The organism is Marimonas arenosa (assembly GCF_030848945.1).
Classification (GTDB): Bacteria; Pseudomonadota; Alphaproteobacteria; order Rhodobacterales; family Rhodobacteraceae; genus Marimonas; species Marimonas arenosa.
In genome coordinates, this window is record NZ_JANHAX010000001.1 from 850,199 (window position 1) to 868,905 (window position 18,707).

The following is an 18,707-nucleotide window of genomic DNA, read 5'->3' on the forward strand; positions in this document are numbered from 1 at the left end:
TTCAGGCAACGGAAGCGGGCGAGAAAGAGTGACCCGTGAGGGCCATATCTTCTCAGCCTGCCGCCGACAGGCGCTCAAGCCGCGCCAGCCGTTCGGTGTCGCGCGCGCCGCCCTTGTCGGCCGACGCGGCCATCAGGCCATAGACACGGAGCGCCGTGGAGACGTCCCGCTGGCGGGTCGCAGGCTTCCACGCCTTGTCGCCCTTCGCGTTCATCTCGGCGCGGCGCCGCTCCAGCTCTTCGTCGCTAACATCAAGATGCACGCGGCGGTTCGGGATGTCGAACTCGATTGCGTCGCCATCCTGCACCAGCGCGATGACGCCGCCCGAGGCGGCCTCGGGCGAGACGTGACCCACCGACAGGCCCGAGGTCGCCCCTGAGAAGCGGCCGTCCGTGATCAGCGCAGCCTTGTCGCCGAGGCCCATCGCCTTCATCACGCCGGTGGGCGTCAGCATCTCGCGCATCCCCGGCCCGCCACGCGGCCCCTCGTAGCGGATGACAACGACATGACCGGCCTGCACGGTGCCGTCCTGGATTTTCTCCAGCGCCTCTTCCATGCTTTCGCTGACAATCGCGGTGCCGCGGAACTGCCAGACGTTGTCCGGCACCCCGGCCGATTTTACCACGCAGCTGTCCGGCGCCAGTTTGCCGCGCAGCACCGCCAGGCCGCCATCATCGGTGAAGGCATGCTCGGCGCTGCGAATGACGCCGGTTTCGCGGTCTGTATCGAGTTCTTTCAACCGGCTCGACTGTGAAAACGCGCGGATCGACCGGATACCCCCGGGACCGGCCGAGAACAGCGTGCGCGCCCTGCCCTTTGAGAACGATGTCCAGGAAAGAGCCAGAGGCAAGCACCGGCCCGCTAAGCGCACCAATCGTCCCGTGGGGCAGTTCCGGCCAATTGTGCAACCCGTAGAGCTCGTCCATCGGGAACCGCTCCAGAATGCCCTCTTTCAGCATGCGTGCGGCGCCATTGTTGCCGTTCTCTTCCGCGGGCTGAAAGATCAACCGCACCGTCCCGTCGAAATCCTGCCTCTTTGATAGGACTTCGGCGGCGCCCAGAAGGATGGCCATGTGCCCATCATGGCCGCAGGCATGCATAACGCCCGCATTTTCCGACCTGTAGGACAGGTCGGTCTGCTCATCTATGGGCAATGCATCCATATCCGCGCGCAGACCGATGGTCTTGGAGCTATCTCCGCGCCCCTTGATCTCGGCCACGATCCCGGTCCCCGCGATACCGGTCTCATGAGCAATGCCCAAATCGTCCAGCCGCTTCGCGACATAGGCGGCGGTGCCTGTTTCTTCGAAGCTCAGCTCGGGATGGGCATGCAGCCAGCGTCGGTCCTCTGTCAGCCTCCGAACAAGCTCCGGGTCAATCCCGTGATTCGGAATACCCACGATCCGTTTCCCTCTTTCCGCCTTGTCGATCTCAGGCCGCATCGGCCTGCGGTAACGCAGCCGCCTTGCGCAGTTCTTCGCGCTTGACCGCCGCCGCCGCGGCATGACGCTCGCGCACATGGCCATAGCCGCGGATGTGTTCGGGCAGGTCGAGCAGTTCGGTCAGAACATCGGCGTTGCTGTCATCTCGGTTGGCCAGCGCAAAATCGATATCGGCCCGGTAATCGGCCAGCAGCCTGCGGGCCAGCACCGCGTCGTCACTGTTGCGGAACGGGTCCAGCATGGTGCCGCGCAGGAAACGCAGCCGGTTGAGCAGCCCGAAGAAGCGCATCGCGGTCTTGCCCTTGACCGCGCCCTTGACCATCTTGCCGGTCTTCTCGTCGCGTCCACCATAGGGCCAGGCGCCGAAATAGAAGGTCAGTTCCATGTCGCCCTCGAAGGTCTCGTCCAGCTCCTTGCGGAAGCTTGGCTTGGCATAAAGCCGCGCCACCTCCCATTCATCCTTGACCGCCATCAGTTTGTAGAGCCCACGGGCCGCCGCCATTACGGCATCTCCCGGCAGACCCTTGGACTGCAATTGAGCGATGCGATCGGTGTAGGACTTGGCGAAAGCTGCATCTTTGTAGGCGGTCAGGTTCTGGGCGCGGTGCGCGATGACTTCCTCCAGCGTTTGCGGGCGGTGGGCGTCAAGCTCGACCGGCGCATCGTCTCCGGCCAGTGCACGCGCGGCCTGCGGGTCGGCCAGCGCCAGACGGCCCAGATCAAAGGCCTGCATGTTCCTGGCCACGGCCACACCATTCAGTTCAATCGCGCGGTGGATTGCCGCCAGCGACAGCGGAATGCCGCCCTGTTGCCACGCCGCGCCCATCAGCACCATGTTGGCAAAGACCCGGTCGCCCATGACCTTTTCAGCCAGGTTCTGAGCATCGAAGGCCACCGTATCCTCGCCCAGCACACGGGTCAGGCGTTCGACCTGCTCGGCGCCGTTCAACTGCCAATCGGGATTGGCCGAGAATTCTGCGGTGGGCACCACGGTGGTGTCGGTCACGGCAAGCGATTTGCCAGGGGTCAGCTTCGACAGGGCCTCATCCCCGGCGGCAACCACGAGGTCGCAGCCGATCAACGCATCCGCCTCGCCGCTGGCAATGCGCGTGGCGCGCATATCATCGGGACTTTGTGCGATCTTGATATGGCTGTGCACCGCGCCGTATTTCTGCGCCAGCCCGGTGATGTCGAGATTGGACGAAAAATACCCGTCCGCATGCGCCGCCACCGCCAGGGTTTGGCCCACGGTCACTACACCCGCCCCGCCGATGCCCGAGACAAGGATCGACCACGACCCGTCAATGGCGCGCGGCGCAGGATCAGGCAAGTGGCTGACGTCGATACTGACCGCGTCGCGCCGTGCCTTGCGCGGGCTGGCCCCGGTGACGGTCACGAAGGACGGGCAGAACCCCTCAACGCAGGAGAAATCCTTGTTGCACGAGGACTGGTTGATCCTGCGTTTGCGGCCAAGCTCGGTCTCCAGCGGCTCGATCGCCATGCAGGCCGAGACGGTGGAACAATCGCCGCAGCCTTCGCAGACCTCGGGGTTGATATAGGCGCGCTTGTCCGGGTCGGCCCATTTGCCGCGCTTGCGCAGGCGGCGGCGCTCGGTGGCGCAGGGCTGGTCATAGATGATCACCGTGACGCCGGGATGCTTGCGCAACTCTTTCTGCACCAACTCCATTTCGGTGCGCGGATGCAGGGTGACGCCGCCGCCGACAAAGCCCTTGCCTTCGAACTTGCCCACCTCGTCGGTGACCAGCGCGATCCGCTCCACCCCTTCGGCCAAGAGCTGCTGCACCATCATTTCAGGCGTGATCTCGCCGTCATGCGGCTGGCCGCCGGTCATCGAGACGAAGCCGTTGTGCAACAGCTTGTAGGTGATGTTGGCGTCTGTCGCGATTGCCGCGCGGATCGCCATCAGGCCCGAATGGAAATACGTCCCGTCACCCATATTGGCGAACACGTGCTTTTCATCCGTAAACGGGTATTGCCCCAGCCACATGGCGCCTTCACCGCCCATATGGCTGATCGAATTGGTCTTTGTCGGGTCGCGCAGCACCGCCATGGTGTGGCAGCCGATCCCGGCCAGCGCCCGGCTGCCGTCGATCACCTGGGTCGAGCGGCCATGCGGGCAGCCGGCGCAGAAGGAGGGCGGCCGGATCGCGCCCGCCCCAAGCGACGGCGGCGCATCAGGGCGGTTGGGCAGCGACAGGCCGCATTCCGGGTCGGTTTCGTTGGCCACCTTCACCAGCACCTGGGTGATCATGGTCGGATCGATCTCGCCGAAATTCGGGAAGGCGCAATCGCTGGCCTCGGCGGTATAGGCCTGCCCATGATAGGTCTTGCCGACAATCCGCGGCGCCTGACCGGTGCCGTATAGGATCGCGCGGATCTGATCCTCGAGCAGCGGGCGCTTTTCCTCGACCACGAGGATCGTGTTCAGGCCTTCGGCGAATTCCGCAATCATCTGCGGATCAAGCGGCCAGACCATGCCGACCTTGAGCCGCCGGACCTCCACTTTGCCCAGCCTGCCGTCCCGATAACCAAGTCCGGCGAGAGCCTGGCTCAGGTCCTGCCAGGCCTTGCCCGCGGCGACGATACCGATACGGGCATTTTCGGGTCCGTCCATCTGGTTCAGCCGATTGGCGCGGGCATAGGCCAGAACCTTTTTCAGTTTCACATCCCAAAGCATCTGTTCCTGCACCGGGATCGGGGTGAAGGGTTTGATCGCGGTATCCGGCCCGTCATCTTCCGGCACCGTTATCTCAGGACTATCAGGCGCGACATAGACCGAGCCACCGCCCTCGACCACATCCGTCACCAGCTTCATGCCGACAAGGGTCGAGGAATACCGGCTCATCGCGATACCATGCAGCCCCATGTCGAGCACGTCCTGAGCGTTGGCCGGCGCCAGCAAGGGCGCGCCCAGCGAGGCAAAGTTCAGGTCGGAATAGCAGGCCAGCGTCGAAGATTTCGCGCCATGGTCATCGCCCACCAGCAAGAGCGTGCCGCCCTTTGGGTTGGTGCCTGCCAGATTGGCGTGGCGCAGCGGGTCCATCGAGCGGTCCATGCCCGGCGCCTTGCCATACCAGATCGAAAACACCCCCTCGACCCGTGCCCCGGGAAACAGCCCGACCATCTGCGAGCCCCAGGTCGCCGTCGCCGCCAGGTCTTCGTTCACGCCGGGCTGGAAATGCACGTTATGCGCCTTCAGCTCGGCCTCGGCCTGCCACAGGTTCATGTCATAGGTGCCCACAGGCGATCCGCGATAGCCCGAGATATAACCGCCCGTACTCAGCCCTGCGGCCTCATCGCGCTTGCGCTGCTGGATCGGCAACCGCACCAGCGCCTGCATACCGGTCATATAAACCCAGCCCTCTTCTTGCGAGAGCCGGTCCTCGAGGGTCATTTCAAGACGTTTGGCGGGCACATGGGTTGTCATCTGGCAGTCCTCTCTCACAGCGCATGGGTGAGGATAGCAGACAATGCCAATTCGCAATAATTTGATATTTCTTTCGTTTTGATATCTTTTCCAAATAGTATGATCGGATCGCCAAGACACCGAAAGCGCGCCCATGCTGACCCTCAACCAACTCCGGCATTTCCACCTGGTGGCGGAAACCGGCAATTTCGCCCAGGCGGCCAGGCTGGCGCATATCACCCAGCCGGCGCTCAGCAATTCTATCCGCTTACTGGAAGAAAAGCTGGCCTTGCAGCTGTTTGACCGGCGCGACCGTCCCGTGCGCCTGACGGCCGCCGGGCGCGAGTTGCTTGCCCGTTCCCAGACGCTGCTGTCCGAATCGCGCAACCTTGAAAAGAGCATCTCGTATATGTCAGAGGGCTCGGTTGGGCATCTCAGGATCGGCATGACCGCCGTATCCTCGGCCAGTATCGGCGGCGAAATTTTGGCGCGATGGTGTGGCGACCGTCCGGGCCTGAGCGCCGATGTCACCGTCGCCAATACGCCCATACTGCTGGACATGCTGCGCGATGAGACGCTTGACCTGGTCATCGGCGAAGCGCGCGACCTACCGAAATCCACGACAGATTTCGAGACCGAGGCGCTGCCTTTACAGTCCGGAGGCGCGTTTTGCCGGGACGGCCACCCGCTGTTAGGCAAAGCGGCTCTCGAATTCTCAGACCTCCTGCCCTACCGCTTTGCCGGATCGCATTTCCCGACGGTCCTACTGGACGAGTTGGCGCAGCATTTCGGCCTGAAAGATCGCCGCGAGATCCGGATCGCGATCGACTGCGACAATATCGCGGTGCTGCGTGATGCGGTCGCAAACAGCGACCTGATCCTGCTCACCACCCGCGCCTGCATTCGCAATGCGTTGGCAACCGGTCAGATCAGGCAGTTGCCGGTCGAGATCGATGTAAACGCGGTCTGGCAAGCTATCACGCTGAAAACAAGCGTGCCGCACCCAGCGATACCTGACCTGCGCGAGGTCATCCGGGAGGCCACCCGGCCCAGGCCTGCGTGACACCGCAGGATATTGGCAACAGACATCGATCTCGTCATTTCCGGGTGTCTCGGACGTAATGTGCAGAGAGCGGACCTTGGAGCACGGGCAGCGTAAGTCGGCAAAGTCCCGCGAGGCGGACGATGACATCGGGTTTGGTGAATGGCGGCACCAGGCCGCAAGCCGCCAATGACTGCCCCGGCCTTCGCACGGGCGCGCGGCAAAACGCCAAGAGGATCAGGGCTTGTTTCGAAGCCACCGGTGCGGTGCATTAACCCGGTTGGTCCGCATGTCTTACCCCACAGCGCGCCAGACGGGGTGCCAGCCAGAGAGCCAGCCGGGTTGCCATACCCAGCCGAAACCCCGCCGTTAAGCTTCTAACCCTTCCGGTCGGTGGCTTCACCTTTCGGCAACGCGAACAGCCGCCCCGGCGCCCAGCCCGCCGCATCGATGCCCGCGAGCCGCAGCATGTGCCAGATCAGCGCCAGGTTCGACGACACCACCGGCAGCCCGGTCGCCGCTTCCGCCTGTTCCAGTACGCCCAGCACCCTCAGGTTGGTGCAGCTTGCGAAGACTGCCTCACAACCTTCTGTTTTTGCAATTTTTTCTATAGAATCCAGCGTATCGCTCTCGGCAATCCGCGCAACACTCCAGTCATCCGATTGCTCAAAGCTCGCCTGGGTCAGCACCTCGATTCCCGCCGCGTCGAGCGCCGCCACCAGCGGTGCGTTCACGCTTTCAACATAGGGCGTCAGAAGCGCAATCTTCTTTGTTTCCAAAGAATTGAGCGCCGCAATGACAGCGCTCAGCGGGTTGGTCACCCGCGCATCCGGCTGCGCTTCCCCCACCAGTTCCGCCACCCGCCCGGGCCCGATCACCGTCGCCCCCGAGGTGCAGCCATATCCCACCGCATCGAGACCCGCAGGTAACAGCGCCGCGGTGGCCTGCATGTGCGCCGCCATCTTTTGCAGCGATTCCGGGGTGACATGCGGCTCGGCCGGAATCCGGGCGTGCACGAGGCTCACGCACCTGTCCCCGAGGATCCGCCGCGCTTCGTTTTCCAGCGTCTCATCGGTTGACAGCACGATCAGTCCCAGCCGGCCTTGTGTGCCGAACCCCTGGTCGAGATGATAGTTGAGCGCCATGGCCATCCTCCTCTGGTGACACTCTGTCACGAAAACCAATACCGGCAAAGCCTGCTTGCAGCGCGGGCGCGTTCGCGGTCAACTCTGATCAAAGGAGTCCGATCATGTCCGCGATCCGCCATCTCTGGGCCCATCACCGCCCCGTGCTGCTGCTCTTTTTCGGCGCCGCGGCGGTCACGGTGTTCTTCCTCGCGCGGCTCACGCTCTTCGCGCTGTACTGGTCCGACCCGGCGCATCGCAACCTCGCGCCCGAACCGTGGATGACGCCGGGCTATATCGCCCATTCCTGGGGCCGCGACCCGGAAGAGCTGGCACGCCATCTCGGCGCCGCGCCCGGTCGCCGCATGACGCTCGAAGATATCGCGCGGGCCCGCGGCGTGCCGGTGGCCGAGGTGATCGCCGAACTCACCGCCCATCTCACCACGGACGCTGATCGGTGAGCGAGGCGCTGTTTCAACTTCTGGCCGCCCATGGCGTTCCGCTTCTGGCGCTGACCACACTGGCAAGCTGTCTCGCCTTACCGGTGCCGTCCTCGCTGATGATGCTCGCCGCAGGGGCTTTCGCCGCGTCGGGGGACCTGGGCCTCGCCACCACCGCCACGGCAGCCCTGATCGGGGCCTTAATCGGCGACCAACTGGGTTATCTTGTCGGCCGCCGTGGCCAGGCCCGTCTCGACCGGCTGATCACTGCCTATCCCAGACGAGCCGCCGTGCTGACCCGGGCCCGGGGCCTGCTGCAACGACGCGGCGGGATCGGCGTCTTTCTCAGCCGCTGGTTGTTCAGCCCGCTGGGCCCGTACGTCAATTTTGCAGCCGGGGCCGCCGGCGTGACCTGGGCCCGTTTCACGTTCTGGGGCGCGGCCGGCGAAATCGTCTGGGTTTCGCTCTATGTTGGTCTTGGCTATGCTTTCGCTGACAACCTCGCCGCTGCCGCAGAATTCAGTAGTGATATCAGCGGCCTGCTCGCTGGCCTTGCACTAATGGTCCTGACCGGGATGTGGCTTGTCCGCGCCCTGCGCGAGCATCGCAGAAAGGAACATGCCTGATGTCGGACGCCCCGGTCAGCCATATCGACCCCGCCGTCTTCGCCGCCGACCCCTATCCGACCCTCAAACGTATGCGGGCCGAGGCCCCGGTCACTTTCGTGCCCGAACTGGGCGCCACGCTTTTCACCCGCCGGGACGATATTTTCGAACAGGAAAAACGGGTTGAGACCTTTTCTTCACAACAGCCCGAAGGCCTGATGACCCGCCTGATGGGCGAAAACATGATGCGCAAGGATGGTGCGGCCCATGCGGCCGAGCGCAAGATCCTGTTCCCGACGCTCAGCCCCAAGACCGCCCGCGACCACTGGGCGCCCCTGTTCCGCGCCAAGACACAGGAGATCCTCGACGCGCTGAAACCCGCGGGCAGTTGCGACCTGGTGCGAGAGTTTGCCATGCCGGTCTCGGCCGAGGCGTTGAAACTGGTGACCGGGCTCGAGAACATGGCCGCCGCGGAGCTCGATCGCACCTCGCAGGGCATGATCGACGGCTGCGCCAACTATACCGGCGACCCGGGCATCGAGGCCAATTGCCATGACTGTACTGCCTCGATCGACGCCCACATCACCGAAATGATGCCGAGGCTTGCCGAGGCCCCCAACATGTCGGCGCTGTCGGTACAGATGCAGGCCGGGCTCGACGAGGTCGCCACCCGCGCCAATATCAAGCTGATCATCTCCGGTGGCCAGAACGAGCCGCGCGATGCCATTGCCGGCGCCGCCTGGGCGCTACTGACCCATCCCGACCAGCACGCGACGATCCGCAACGGCCGCGCCACTTATGCCCAGGCCTTCGAGGAATACGTCCGCTGGATTTCACCGATCGGCATGTCGCCCCGGCGCGTGGCGCGCCAGGATACGGCGAACGGGATCACCTTCCAGCCCGAGGACCGGGTCTTTTTCATGTTCTCATCGGCTGGCCACGACGAAGCCTATTTCGACAGCCCCGAAGTTTTCGACATCACCCGCGACACCGCCATGGCAATTCCGTTCGGCGCCGGCCCGCATTTCTGCGGCGGCGCGGCGATCTCCCGCGCCCTGATTGCCGACATCGCCCTGCCGATGCTGTTCGACCAGCTCCCGGACCTCGCCATCGCCGGTGCCGTGCCTTTTACCGGCTGGGCCTTCCGCGGCCCCACCGCCATGCCGGTGCGTTGGCGCGCCTGACTTGCTCCTGCCCGCTCCGCGCCCCATATCAGGCCCATGATCCGTTTCACGCCCATCCTTCTGGCCATCCTCTACGGCCTCGTCCTCTGGCGCTTCTCGGCCTGGCGACTCAAGCGCCAGCTCGATGCACAGTCGACCGAGTTGGTCGATCCTTCGCTCAAACCGCAATTCGACAAGCTCGCCCGCGCCCTCGACCTGCCGCGCATCCGCGTCCATCTCTACGAGATCCAGCCGGTGAACGGGCTGGCCGCGCCGGACGGGCGCATCTTTCTCACCCGCGGCTTCTACGACAAATACCGCCTCGGCGAGGTCACCGGCGAAGAGCTCACCTCGGTGATCGCGCACGAACTGGGCCATGTCGCGCTCGGACATGCCCGCCGCCGGATGATCGACTTTTCCGGGCAAAACGCCATCCGGACCGTGCTGATGATGGTCCTCGGCCGGTTCATCCCCTTCGTGGGACCCTATCTCGCCAATTTCATCACCACATTGCTGGCCGCCCGGCTCAGCCGTTCCGACGAATACGAGGCCGACGAATACGCCGCCGCCCTGCTCACCAAGGCTGGCATCGGCACGAGTGCGCAGAAAACCCTGTTCGAAAAGCTCGAAAACCTGACCCGGAGCAACATGGGCGCCGCCCCGGCCTGGCTGCTCAGTCACCCCAAGACCGCCAAGCGCATCAAGGCCATCGAAGCGCTCGAGGCGAAATGGAGCTGATCCGCTTCTTCATCTGGCCAAAAATATCCCGGGGTCCGGGGCAGAGCCCCGGTCCTGCCCGTGCCAACGACCCGGGGCTTGCCGTGACGCGCCTCTGCTTCAATCCAGCGCCGCACTCACCGCCTTGGCCAGCCGTGGCAACCGCGCCTTCTTGAGCAACGCCCGCGCCGTCCAGGTCTCGCCCGACAGGCGCCGGGCCTCCGCCAGCACCGCCCGCGCCACCGATTCCACGCCGTCACGGTCGGCCTGCCAGTAGCCCAGCAGGAATGTGTCCGGATCGGCTCGGCTCAGCCCCTCCTCGGCCAGAACGCCACGCGGAAAGTCGCCCGCGTTCAGCGTCACGATCACGTCGGCCGAACCGGCGATCGCAGCCGCCAGCACATGCACATCGGCGCGGTCCGGCAGCCACAGCCGCTCTTCCAGAGATGGTTTCCACCTCACCCGCGCTTTCGGCCATTTCAGCGCCAGCAGGGCCGCCTCACCACGCGCCTGCGCCTCGCCCTCCGGGCCCAGCTTGGCCGCCGCCCGCGCCCATTCCTCTTCGATCCGCGCCGACCACAGGGGCTCGAACGCCCCGGTTGCAGCCACGCCCAGCAGCATCTCGCGCATGACCGTGGGATAGATCACGCAGGTATCCAGCACCGCCCTCACAGCCGGAAGAACAGCGCTTTGAGATAGCCCGACTCGGCCAGTTGCGGCAGCAGCGGATGATCCGGCCCGGCAAAGCCGGTATGGATCAGCTGCGCCGCCCGGCCCGCCCGGCCGATGCCGCGGATGCAGGCACCGCGGAAGCGGGCCAGGTCAGCAGCATGCGAACAGGAACAGAGGCCCAGGTATCCGCCGTCGGCCACCAAAGGCGCCGCCAGCCGCGCGACCCGTTCATAGGCGCGCAGCCCAGCCTCCAGCGCTTGTTTCGACGGGGCGAAAGCCGGCGGGTCGCAGATCACCAGATCGAATGTCGCCTCTTCCCGGGCCAGGGCCTCCAGAACCTCGAAGGCATCGCCCTTGCGGGTGGCAAAGCGTGCGCCCTGCCCCATCTGCGCGGCCCCGTCCCGAGCCAGCACCAGCGCCGCCTCCGACCCATCGACCGCCAACGCGCTTGCCGCGCCGCCGGCCAGCGCCGCCAGCCCGAAGCCGCCGACATGGGAAAACACATCGAGCACCCGCGCGCGCGCGGCCAGCCTTGCGGCGAAGGCGTGATTGTCGCGCTGGTCGAAAAACAGCCCGGTCTTCTGCCCCCCCACCAGGTCGGCCATGTAGGTCGCGCCGTTCATCTCCACCGGCACAGCCCCCTCGGGCGCCCGCCCGAAAAGCACCTCATGTCCCTCGTCCAGCCCCTCCAGCGTCCGCGCCCGGCCGCTGGCGTTCTTGATCACGCAGGTGACGCCAGTGACATCCCGCAACGCCTCTGCCAGCTCTGGCAACAGCGCCTCGGCCCAGGCGGCATTGGGCTGGATCACCGCCACATCGCCGAAGCGGTCGATCACCACGCCCGGCAGCCCGTCGGCCTCGGCATGCACCAGCCGATAGAACGGCCGGTCGTAAAGCCGCGCGCGGAGATCCAGCGCACGGGCGAGCTTCGCCGCCAGCCACGCCCGGTCGATCACCGCACCCGGATCGCGGTCAAGCATACGGCAGAAAATCTTCGAATTCGGATTGACCGCCACCACGCCCAGCTCGCCGCGCTCGCTATCCTGCAACACCGCCAGGCTGCCCGGGGCCAGCTTCTTCGTCCGCCGGTCGGTGACCACCTCCGAGGCGAACACCCACGGAGACCCGTGGCGGATCTTGCGCGCATCGGCTTTCGGTTTCAGGCGAACTAAAGGATAAGGGGACGGCTGCATGGCCGTCCCCTTACCGCGTTCACTGTCCCGGTGAAAGAGCCCTCAGTAGAGCCCGGCGGATTTGTCTGTGGTCAAAAGCGGAACCGCGTTCTGCGACACGGCATTCGGGTCGACCGGGATCGGCCGCACCGGCGCCGGTTCACGCTTCACGGACACGCCGAACTCCTTCTGGAACAAACCGGCCAGGTGGTTGCCGATGCGAACCCGCTGGGTGATGCCGTTCTGCTCGGCCGCCACCGCACGAGCGCCGCCGAAGGCTTTGAAAGTCGCATCGATGTCGCGCGGCTCTGCCACTGGCTGCAGAGTTTCGGGATTGAGGAAATTCATCACGAACATGATCTCGTGGCGCCCGCCGACGGTATAGCGGGTCTTTTCGCTCAGGGCGTGGAAGCGCTTGACCTCGACGTCGACCAGAACCGGCACCCTGCCGGTCGAGCCGACCGATCCGCGCGCAAGACTTTCCTCGAAAATCTTTCGCACCTGTGCATGGCGATCACCCAGCGGTTCGCCGCGCCACACGATGTCCCCCGACGGGTAGTACATGTTGGCTTCCGACACTTTGAGGGTTTGCGGCACCCGTACCTGATAGGACACCACTTTCATCGCCGGCGTGGTGGCCGCTGCGGTCGGTGCCTCGAACGGCGCGTTCCGCGAGGCCACGTCGATCGACGTGCAGCCCGAAGCTGCGATCCCCATACAAATCAGCGCAACCATACGAACATTTTTCATGCTCTTCCTCCTCGGGCTTTTGCCCTGTTCTGAGATATGCTCGGAAGGATCGGCGCGAATTGAGACAAATTTGGGGCAACGCCGCGGTGATCACGCGGTATTGCTGCGACCACGACGGCATTCGCCGCTCCGTTGAGTCTTTCGGGCAACAGATTGAGCCTCGCAGAGACGTTGTTAGCGGTAACGTCATCTGGTAAGCCGGTCTCGAAACGGTGAAACTCGCCGCAGGAAACGGAACATATGAAGCTGCACCAAACGATCTCAGAAGTCACCGACCGTATCCGCGAACGCTCGCGCCCCGGGCGCGACGCCTATCTCGCGCGGATGCGCGGCGCGGCCGAGGATGGCCCGGCGCGGGCGCATCTCGGCTGCTCGAACCAGGCCCATGCCTATGCCGCGATGGGCGCGGATCAGGACCGCCTCGCCACCAGCCGAGCGCCCAATCTCGGCATCGTCACCGCCTACAACGACATGCTGTCGGCGCATGCACCCTTCCAGCACTATCCCGAGCGCATCAAGCAGGTGGCCCGCACCTTCGGCGCCACCGCCCAAGTGGCGGGCGGCGTGCCGGCAATGTGCGATGGCGTCACCCAGGGCCACGACGGCATGGAGCTGTCGCTGTTCTCCCGCGACGTGATCGCCCTGGCGACGTCCGTCGCGCTCAGCCACAACACCTTCGACGCGGTGGTGATGCTGGGCACCTGCGACAAGATCGTGCCGGGTCTGGTCATGGCCGCCGGCGCCTTTGGCCACCTGCCCACAATCTTTCTGCCCGGCGGGCCGATGACGTCGGGTCTCTCGAACGAGGACAAGGCCCGTATCCGTCGCGATTTCGCCGCCGGCAAGATCGACCGCGCCGACCTGATGGCCGCCGAGATGGCCGCCTATCACGGTCCCGGCACCTGCACCTTCTACGGCACCGCCAATTCCAACCAGATGCTGATGGAGATCATGGGCCTGCACCTGCCAGGCGCCGCCTTCGTCACCCCTTACACCCCGCTCCGCGACGCCCTCACCGAGGCCGGCACCGAAACCATCCTGCAGCAAACTGCCCTGGGCGACACCTATCGTCCGCTCTGCGACATCCTTGACGAGCGCGCCTTCGTCAACGGCATCGTTGGACTTATGGCCACCGGCGGCTCGACCAACCTGGTGCTGCACCTGCCCGCAATGGCCCGCACCTTCGGCATCCGCCTGACGCTCGAGGATTTCGCCAACATCTCCGAGATCACACCCCTTCTGGCCCGCGTCTATCCCAACGGTCTGGCGGATGTGAACCATTTCCACGCTGCCGGCGGGCTGGCCTACGTGATCGCCCAACTGCTCGAGGCCGGCCTCCTCCACGATGACGTCGAAACCGTCGCCGGTCCCGGCCTGGCCCGCTACACGCAAGAACCGAAACAACCCGAGGACGGCGCGCTCGACTGGCGCCCGGGCCCCGCGCAAAGCCACAACGACCAGATCCTGCGCCCCGCCTCGGATCCGTTCCAGCCCAGCGGCGGACTCAAACGCCTCACCGGCAATCTCGGCACCGGCATTATCAAGCTCTCGGCAGTCAAACCCGAACACCGGCTGATCGAGGCCCCGGCCCGCGTCTTCGACACCCAAGACGCGGTCATCGCCGCCTTCAAGGCAGGCGACTTGGAGGGCGATGCGGCGATCGTGCTGCGGTTTCAGGGCCCGCGGGCCAACGGCATGCCCGAGGTGCATGGCCTCACCCCGGCGCTCAGCGTGCTGCAGGACCGTGGCCACAAGATCGCCCTTGTCACCGATGGCCGCATGTCCGGCGCCTCCGGCAAGATCCCCGCCGCCATCCACCTTTCGCCCGAAGCAATGACCGGCGGCCCCCTCGCCCGGGTCCGCGACGGCGACCCGATCCGGCTCGATGCTGCGGCCGGCCGGCTGGAGAACCTCGCACCTGATTTCGACGACCGCCCTGCGGCTACGGCCGACCTCACGGCCAGCCACCATGGCACCGGCCGCGAGCTTTTTGCGCTGTTCCGCGCCAACGCCTCTTCCGCTACTGAGGGCGCCAGCCCGCTTTTCCCCGAGGACGACGCATGACGCCACAGGACATAAGCGCCGCGACCCTGGCCCTCTGCCGCAAAGCCCCGGTGATCCCGGTGATCGTGATCGACGATCCGGCTCGGGCGGCACCTTTGGCGCAAGCCCTCGTCGCGGGCGGCTTGCCGGTGCTCGAGGTGACCCTGCGCACCGCCACAGCACTCGACGCCATCCGCGCCATGGCACGGGTTGAAGGTGGTGTGGTCGGCGCCGGCACGGTGCTCACCCCCGAGGACGTGGCCGCGGCAAAAGCCGCCGGTGCCCGCTTTGCGGTTTCCCCCGGCGCCACCGACCGGCTTCTCGACGCCTGCGAGGCAGCCGACCTGCCGCTGTTGCCCGGCGCGGCCACCGCCACCGAAGCAATGCGACTTCTCGAACGCGGCTACGCGGTGCAGAAGTTTTTTCCCGCCGAGGCCGCAGGTGGCGTGCCTGCGCTCAAGGCCATCGGCGCACCCCTGCCGCAGATCACGTTCTGCCCAACCGGCGGCGTGTCGCCTGCCAACGTTGCGGACTACCTGTCGCTACACAATGTTGTCTGTGTCGGCGGCAGCTGGGTTGCCCCGAAAGCCGTGATCGAGGCGCGCGATTGGGCCGACATTTCCCGCCTCGCGCGCGACGCCGCGACCCTGCCCCGCGACTAAGCCAGGCAGGTGCTCCCGAGACGTTCTGGAACAGCAGACGACGTGGCCGCGATTTGCGTTGCCGGTTGCCGGAGAACACGCCGCACATTGCCGACGGGCGCGATGGCGATCCTACGCTCTGTCAGTGGATTTCGTCTTTTCAAGTCCGACAGGTCTCACGACGACACAGGGGCGTCTCCCAATCGCCGCAGCGTTGCGGCGCGTCGGCGACGTGCGGCGGACTTCGACCCTGATTGAGCGAGGGAGCCCGGCACCCTTGGCTGATCCTGCTCGGAAACGGCCACCTTGCCGTCAAAACGCAGACCTGCTCTCACCCCTGCAACCGGCCGCGCCGGCCACCGCGTCGCCCCGTGCGCGACGCCTTTTCCAGGCCCTGGCGCAGCACCGTCGTCATCGGGTGCCCTGTGTCAGCACCATAGCGGCGCAGCAGCGCTTCCAGCGCCGCAAGCGTGTCCGTCCCCTCCGGCAGGCTCAGCGCCCAATCGAGGAAGATCGTGCGGCACTCTGCCGGCCCGATATCCATGTGATAAGCCTCACGGATCAGTGCCTTTGGATCAAGCGCATCGCCCTTCATGCCGGCGCCCCGCGGGCAAGCGCGGCTTCGATTGCCACCGCCGCGGTACCGCAGGCGCGCTCCAGCCGCGCGCCCAGATCATCGAACCCGTCGCATTTCGTCTCCCGTCTCAGCATTGCCACGCCGCCTTTACCGATCTCGTCCTCCGCCAGCGGTTTCTCACTCAGAAGTTTCGAGACCGCCTGCACCTGCCAGCAAAGCTCATAGGCCGCCCCCAGCGCCGCTTCGTCGGCGTCACTCAGCCAGCCGATTGCGACACCGGCGGCCAAACCCGAGCCGACATCGCGTCCCGACTTGCCGGCCATCAGCGCGCCCGCCTGGGCACAGAGCTCGACATCCTGCAACCGCCCCGGCCCGATCTTGGCTTCCCACGGCCCGGAAGGTGCCTTGGCCGCCGCGATCCGCTCGCGCATGTCGGCAAGCCCCACCAGCACCTTGGCCCGGTCGGCTCCCTTCTCACCCAGCAGCGCCACCCGAAAGGCCTCGATATCAGCGCTCAGCGCTGCGTCACCGACCACGACCCGCGCCCGCGTCAGCGCCAAGTGTTCCCACACCCAGGCTTCGTCGGTCTGATAGGCCCGAAACGACGCCCAGCTCGTCGCCACCGGCCCCTGGTTGCCCGAGGGCCTGAGCCGCATATCGACCTCGTAAAGCTTGCCCTCCGACATCGGCGCGGTCAGCGCGGTGATCAGCGCCTGGGTCAGTCGCGCGTAATAGGGCCGCACCGCCAGCGGCCGACGGCCGTCCGAGATCTCCGCCTCATCGGGGTCATAGATCACGATCAGGTCGAGGTCGGAGACCGCGTTGAGCCGCTGCGCACCAAGGCTGCCCATCCCTAGAACGCAGGCCCCGCGGCCCGGCGGAGGCCCATGTTTCTCGGCGAAATGCGCCACCACCTCTGGCCACAGCCCGCGCAGGCTGGCATCGGCCACATCGGCATATTGCCGGCCTGCCTCGGCCGCGTCGATCAGTCCGCGCAGGTGATGCACGCCGACCCGGAACCGCCATTCCTTGGCCCAGCGCCGGACTCGGTCGAGCCGCGCCTCGTAATCGGCTTCATGGCTCAGTTGCGCCGCCAGTTCCGCGGTCAGCGCGTCCGCCCCCGGCCACGGAGCAAAAAAATCGCCGCCGATCACCGCGTCGAACACGCCCGAGTTCCGTGACAGGTGCCGCGCCAGCGCCGGCGCGGTGCCGACGATGTCAACCAGCAGGTCGACCAGCGGCGGATTGGCCTCGAACAGCGAGAACAGCTGCACCCCCGCCGGCAGGCCCTTCAGGAAGCCATCAAAGGCAACCAGCGCCTCGCCCGGATGGGCGCTGTCCTTCAACCGCCGCAGAATATCGGGGCGAAGCCGTCTGAAAATCTCCACTGCCCGTTCCGAGCGCAACGCCGGATAGGACGGCCAGCGCGCCAGCACCTCGCGGTCGTGGCCATCTTCCTCGCTGAGTTCCGACGCCGACCCTGGTTCGGGCGCGAAAAACCCTTCGATCAGTTCGTGCACCTCCTCCAGCCGCGCGCGCAAGGCGCACTCGAACGTTCCTTGCTCAGTGCCCATCATCGCCGCGATCCGCGCGATCCCCTCTTCGGTTTTCGGCAACCGATGCGTCTGCGCGTCGTTCACCATCTGGATGCGGTGCTCGACCTCGCGATGCGCCCGGTAATGATCGCTCAGCGTATTTGCCGCAGCTTCGGGCACCCAGCCTTTCCCCGCCAGCACGGCGAGCCCTTCGACCGTGCCGCGCACTCGCAGGTCCGGGTCGCGCCCGCCGGCGATGATCTGCCGCGTCTGGGTAAAGAACTCGATCTCGCGGATGCCGCCGCGGCCCAGCTTCATGTCGTGCCCCGGCAGGGTAATCGCCCCGCCCAGCCCCTTGTGCTCGCGGATCCTCAGCCGCATGTCATGGGCATCGCGGATCGCCGCGAAGTCGAGGTGCTTGCGCCAGACGAACGGCGTCAACGCCTCGAGGAACCGCGCGCCCGCCTCCAGATCGCCGGCACAGGGCCGCGCCTTGATATAGGCCGCCCGTTCCCAGGTCCGCCCGAGACTTTCGTAATAACGCTCGGCCGCCTCCATCGCGATACAGACCGGGGTGACCGCCGGGTCTGGGCGCAGCCGCAGATCGGTGCGAAAAACGTAACCCTCGCCGGTCAGGTCATTGAGCAGCGTCGACATCTTCCGCGTCGCCCGCACAAAGCTCGACCGCGCCTCGTGGAAATCCTCCGGCTGGTACCGGGTCTCGTCGAACAGGCAGATCAAGTCGATATCCGAGGAGTAGTTAAGCTCCCCTGCCCCCATCTTGCCCATCGCCAGCGCCACCCAGCCGCCGGCCGTCTCGAGGTCCGCCTCCGTGCCCCCGGGCAGCTTGCCCCGCCGGATCTCCGGCGCCAGCGCCGCCCGGATCGCCAGGTCCACCGAAAGATCGGCAAACGCGGTCAACTGCCCGGTGACCCTTTCCAACAGCCAGACACCGGCCAGATCGGCCAGCGCCACCAGCAGCGCCACCCGCCGCTTGGCCCGGCGCAACTCGCCACCCAGCGCGGCATCCTCGGGCGCAATCTGGCGCAACCGGGCGAATTCGGCCTCCAGCGCCGCTTCGGGGGCGTCGAGGGCCGGCCCCAGCCACTTGCCCTCTTTGGCCATCAGGCCGCTGAGATAGGGCGAACAACCGCCCACGCCCTCGATCAGCCGGGCCAGGTCCCCCGACAGACCGGTGACGTGTTCCAGTGCCTCGCGGCCCCTGTCGGGTTCGAAGGCATGCGGCAGGCGGGTGATACGCGATGCAAAATCCATGGGGCGCAAATTGGCCAGCCCCTTGTGCAAGGTCAATGACTTAACGCAAACTGGTCCGGACAGATTGCCCACAACCTGCAGC

General features: G+C 65.8%; 14 protein-coding genes and 2 pseudogenes. 7 read left to right on the forward strand and 9 right to left on the reverse strand.

Annotation, left to right across the window (positions count from 1 at the left end):
• Positions 1-52: 52 nt before the first annotated feature.
• The 3 genes and pseudogenes from NO357_RS04160 to NO357_RS04170 form a co-directional block, all read right to left on the reverse strand.
• Positions 53-808: pseudogene (locus NO357_RS04160) on the reverse strand (IlvD/Edd family dehydratase); the annotation flags it as partial.
• Between the two features lie 49 nt (positions 809-857).
• A pseudogene (locus tag NO357_RS04165) lies at positions 858-1,526 on the reverse strand (M20 metallopeptidase family protein); the annotation flags it as partial.
• Positions 1,432-4,890 carry an indolepyruvate ferredoxin oxidoreductase family protein gene (locus NO357_RS04170; RefSeq protein ID WP_306734343.1) on the reverse strand — a complete coding sequence of 1,153 codons (3,459 nt, stop codon included), beginning with the start codon at positions 4,888-4,890 and terminating at the stop codon, positions 1,432-1,434. The pseudogene NO357_RS04165 and the gene NO357_RS04170, both read right to left, overlap by 95 nt.
• A 133-nt stretch (positions 4,891-5,023) precedes the next feature.
• On the opposite strand from NO357_RS04170, the gene NO357_RS04175 reads away from it, so the two are divergent.
• A complete protein-coding gene (locus NO357_RS04175; RefSeq protein ID WP_306734344.1) occupies positions 5,024-5,932 on the forward strand; it encodes a LysR family transcriptional regulator in 909 nt (302 codons plus the stop codon).
• A gap of 356 nt (positions 5,933-6,288) precedes the next feature.
• Here NO357_RS04175 and NO357_RS04180 read toward each other — a convergent pair whose 3' ends face one another.
• Positions 6,289-7,056, reverse strand: a complete 768-nt coding sequence (locus NO357_RS04180) for a maleate cis-trans isomerase family protein (RefSeq protein WP_306734345.1) — start codon at positions 7,054-7,056, stop codon at positions 6,289-6,291.
• Positions 7,057-7,160: 104 nt separating this feature from the next.
• Between NO357_RS04180 and NO357_RS04185 the strand changes: the two genes are divergently transcribed.
• Genes NO357_RS04185 through NO357_RS04200 form a run of 4 tightly spaced genes read left to right on the forward strand, consistent with a single transcriptional unit; the run spans position 7,161 to position 9,981 of the window.
• Positions 7,161-7,496, forward strand: coding sequence for a hypothetical protein (locus NO357_RS04185; RefSeq protein WP_306734346.1), 336 nt, complete (start codon positions 7,161-7,163; stop codon positions 7,494-7,496).
• Positions 7,493-8,101 (forward strand): DedA family protein, encoded by a 609-nt coding sequence (locus NO357_RS04190; protein ID WP_306734347.1) that lies wholly within the window; start codon positions 7,493-7,495, stop codon positions 8,099-8,101. The genes NO357_RS04185 and NO357_RS04190 overlap by 4 nt, the downstream gene beginning before the upstream one ends.
• A complete protein-coding gene (locus NO357_RS04195) occupies positions 8,101-9,264 on the forward strand; it encodes a cytochrome P450 (RefSeq protein WP_306734348.1) in 1,164 nt (387 codons plus the stop codon). The genes NO357_RS04190 and NO357_RS04195 overlap by 1 nt, the downstream gene beginning before the upstream one ends.
• 36 nt (positions 9,265-9,300) lie before the next feature.
• On the forward strand, positions 9,301-9,981 hold the full coding sequence (locus tag NO357_RS04200; protein ID WP_306734349.1) for a M48 family metallopeptidase: 681 nt from the start codon (positions 9,301-9,303) through the stop codon (positions 9,979-9,981).
• Positions 9,982-10,080: 99 nt separating this feature from the next.
• Here the strand turns inward: NO357_RS04200 and NO357_RS04205 are convergent, their stop codons facing one another.
• The 3 genes from NO357_RS04205 to NO357_RS04215 are packed head-to-tail and all read right to left on the reverse strand — an operon-like array spanning position 10,081 to position 12,554.
• A complete protein-coding gene (locus NO357_RS04205) occupies positions 10,081-10,632 on the reverse strand; it encodes an RSP_2648 family PIN domain-containing protein (protein WP_306734350.1) in 552 nt (183 codons plus the stop codon).
• Positions 10,629-11,825: an RSP_2647 family RNA methyltransferase gene (locus NO357_RS04210; protein ID WP_306734351.1), complete on the reverse strand. Its 1,197-nt coding sequence runs from the start codon at positions 11,823-11,825 to the stop codon at positions 10,629-10,631. The genes NO357_RS04205 and NO357_RS04210 overlap by 4 nt, the downstream gene beginning before the upstream one ends.
• Before the next feature lie 42 nt (positions 11,826-11,867).
• Entirely contained in the window at positions 11,868-12,554 is a 687-nt protein-coding gene (locus NO357_RS04215; protein ID WP_306734352.1) for a DUF6778 family protein, read from the reverse strand.
• 240 nt (positions 12,555-12,794) lie between these two features.
• On the opposite strand from NO357_RS04215, the gene edd reads away from it, so the two are divergent.
• On the forward strand, positions 12,795-14,618 hold the full coding sequence (edd, locus tag NO357_RS04220; protein WP_306734353.1) for a phosphogluconate dehydratase: 1,824 nt from the start codon (positions 12,795-12,797) through the stop codon (positions 14,616-14,618).
• Positions 14,615-15,259 (forward strand): bifunctional 4-hydroxy-2-oxoglutarate aldolase/2-dehydro-3-deoxy-phosphogluconate aldolase, encoded by a 645-nt coding sequence (eda, locus tag NO357_RS04225; protein ID WP_306734354.1) that lies wholly within the window; start codon positions 14,615-14,617, stop codon positions 15,257-15,259. Before edd ends, eda begins: the two co-directional genes overlap by 4 nt.
• 310 nt (positions 15,260-15,569) lie before the next feature.
• Here the strand turns inward: eda and NO357_RS04230 are convergent, their stop codons facing one another.
• Both NO357_RS04230 and NO357_RS04235 read right to left on the reverse strand, forming a co-directional pair.
• Positions 15,570-15,833 (reverse strand): hypothetical protein, encoded by a 264-nt coding sequence (locus tag NO357_RS04230; RefSeq protein WP_306734355.1) that lies wholly within the window; start codon positions 15,831-15,833, stop codon positions 15,570-15,572.
• On the reverse strand, positions 15,830-18,625 hold the full coding sequence (locus NO357_RS04235) for a bifunctional [glutamine synthetase] adenylyltransferase/[glutamine synthetase]-adenylyl-L-tyrosine phosphorylase (RefSeq protein WP_306734356.1): 2,796 nt from the start codon (positions 18,623-18,625) through the stop codon (positions 15,830-15,832). The genes NO357_RS04230 and NO357_RS04235 overlap by 4 nt, the downstream gene beginning before the upstream one ends.
• Between the last annotated feature and the right edge of the window lie 82 nt (positions 18,626-18,707).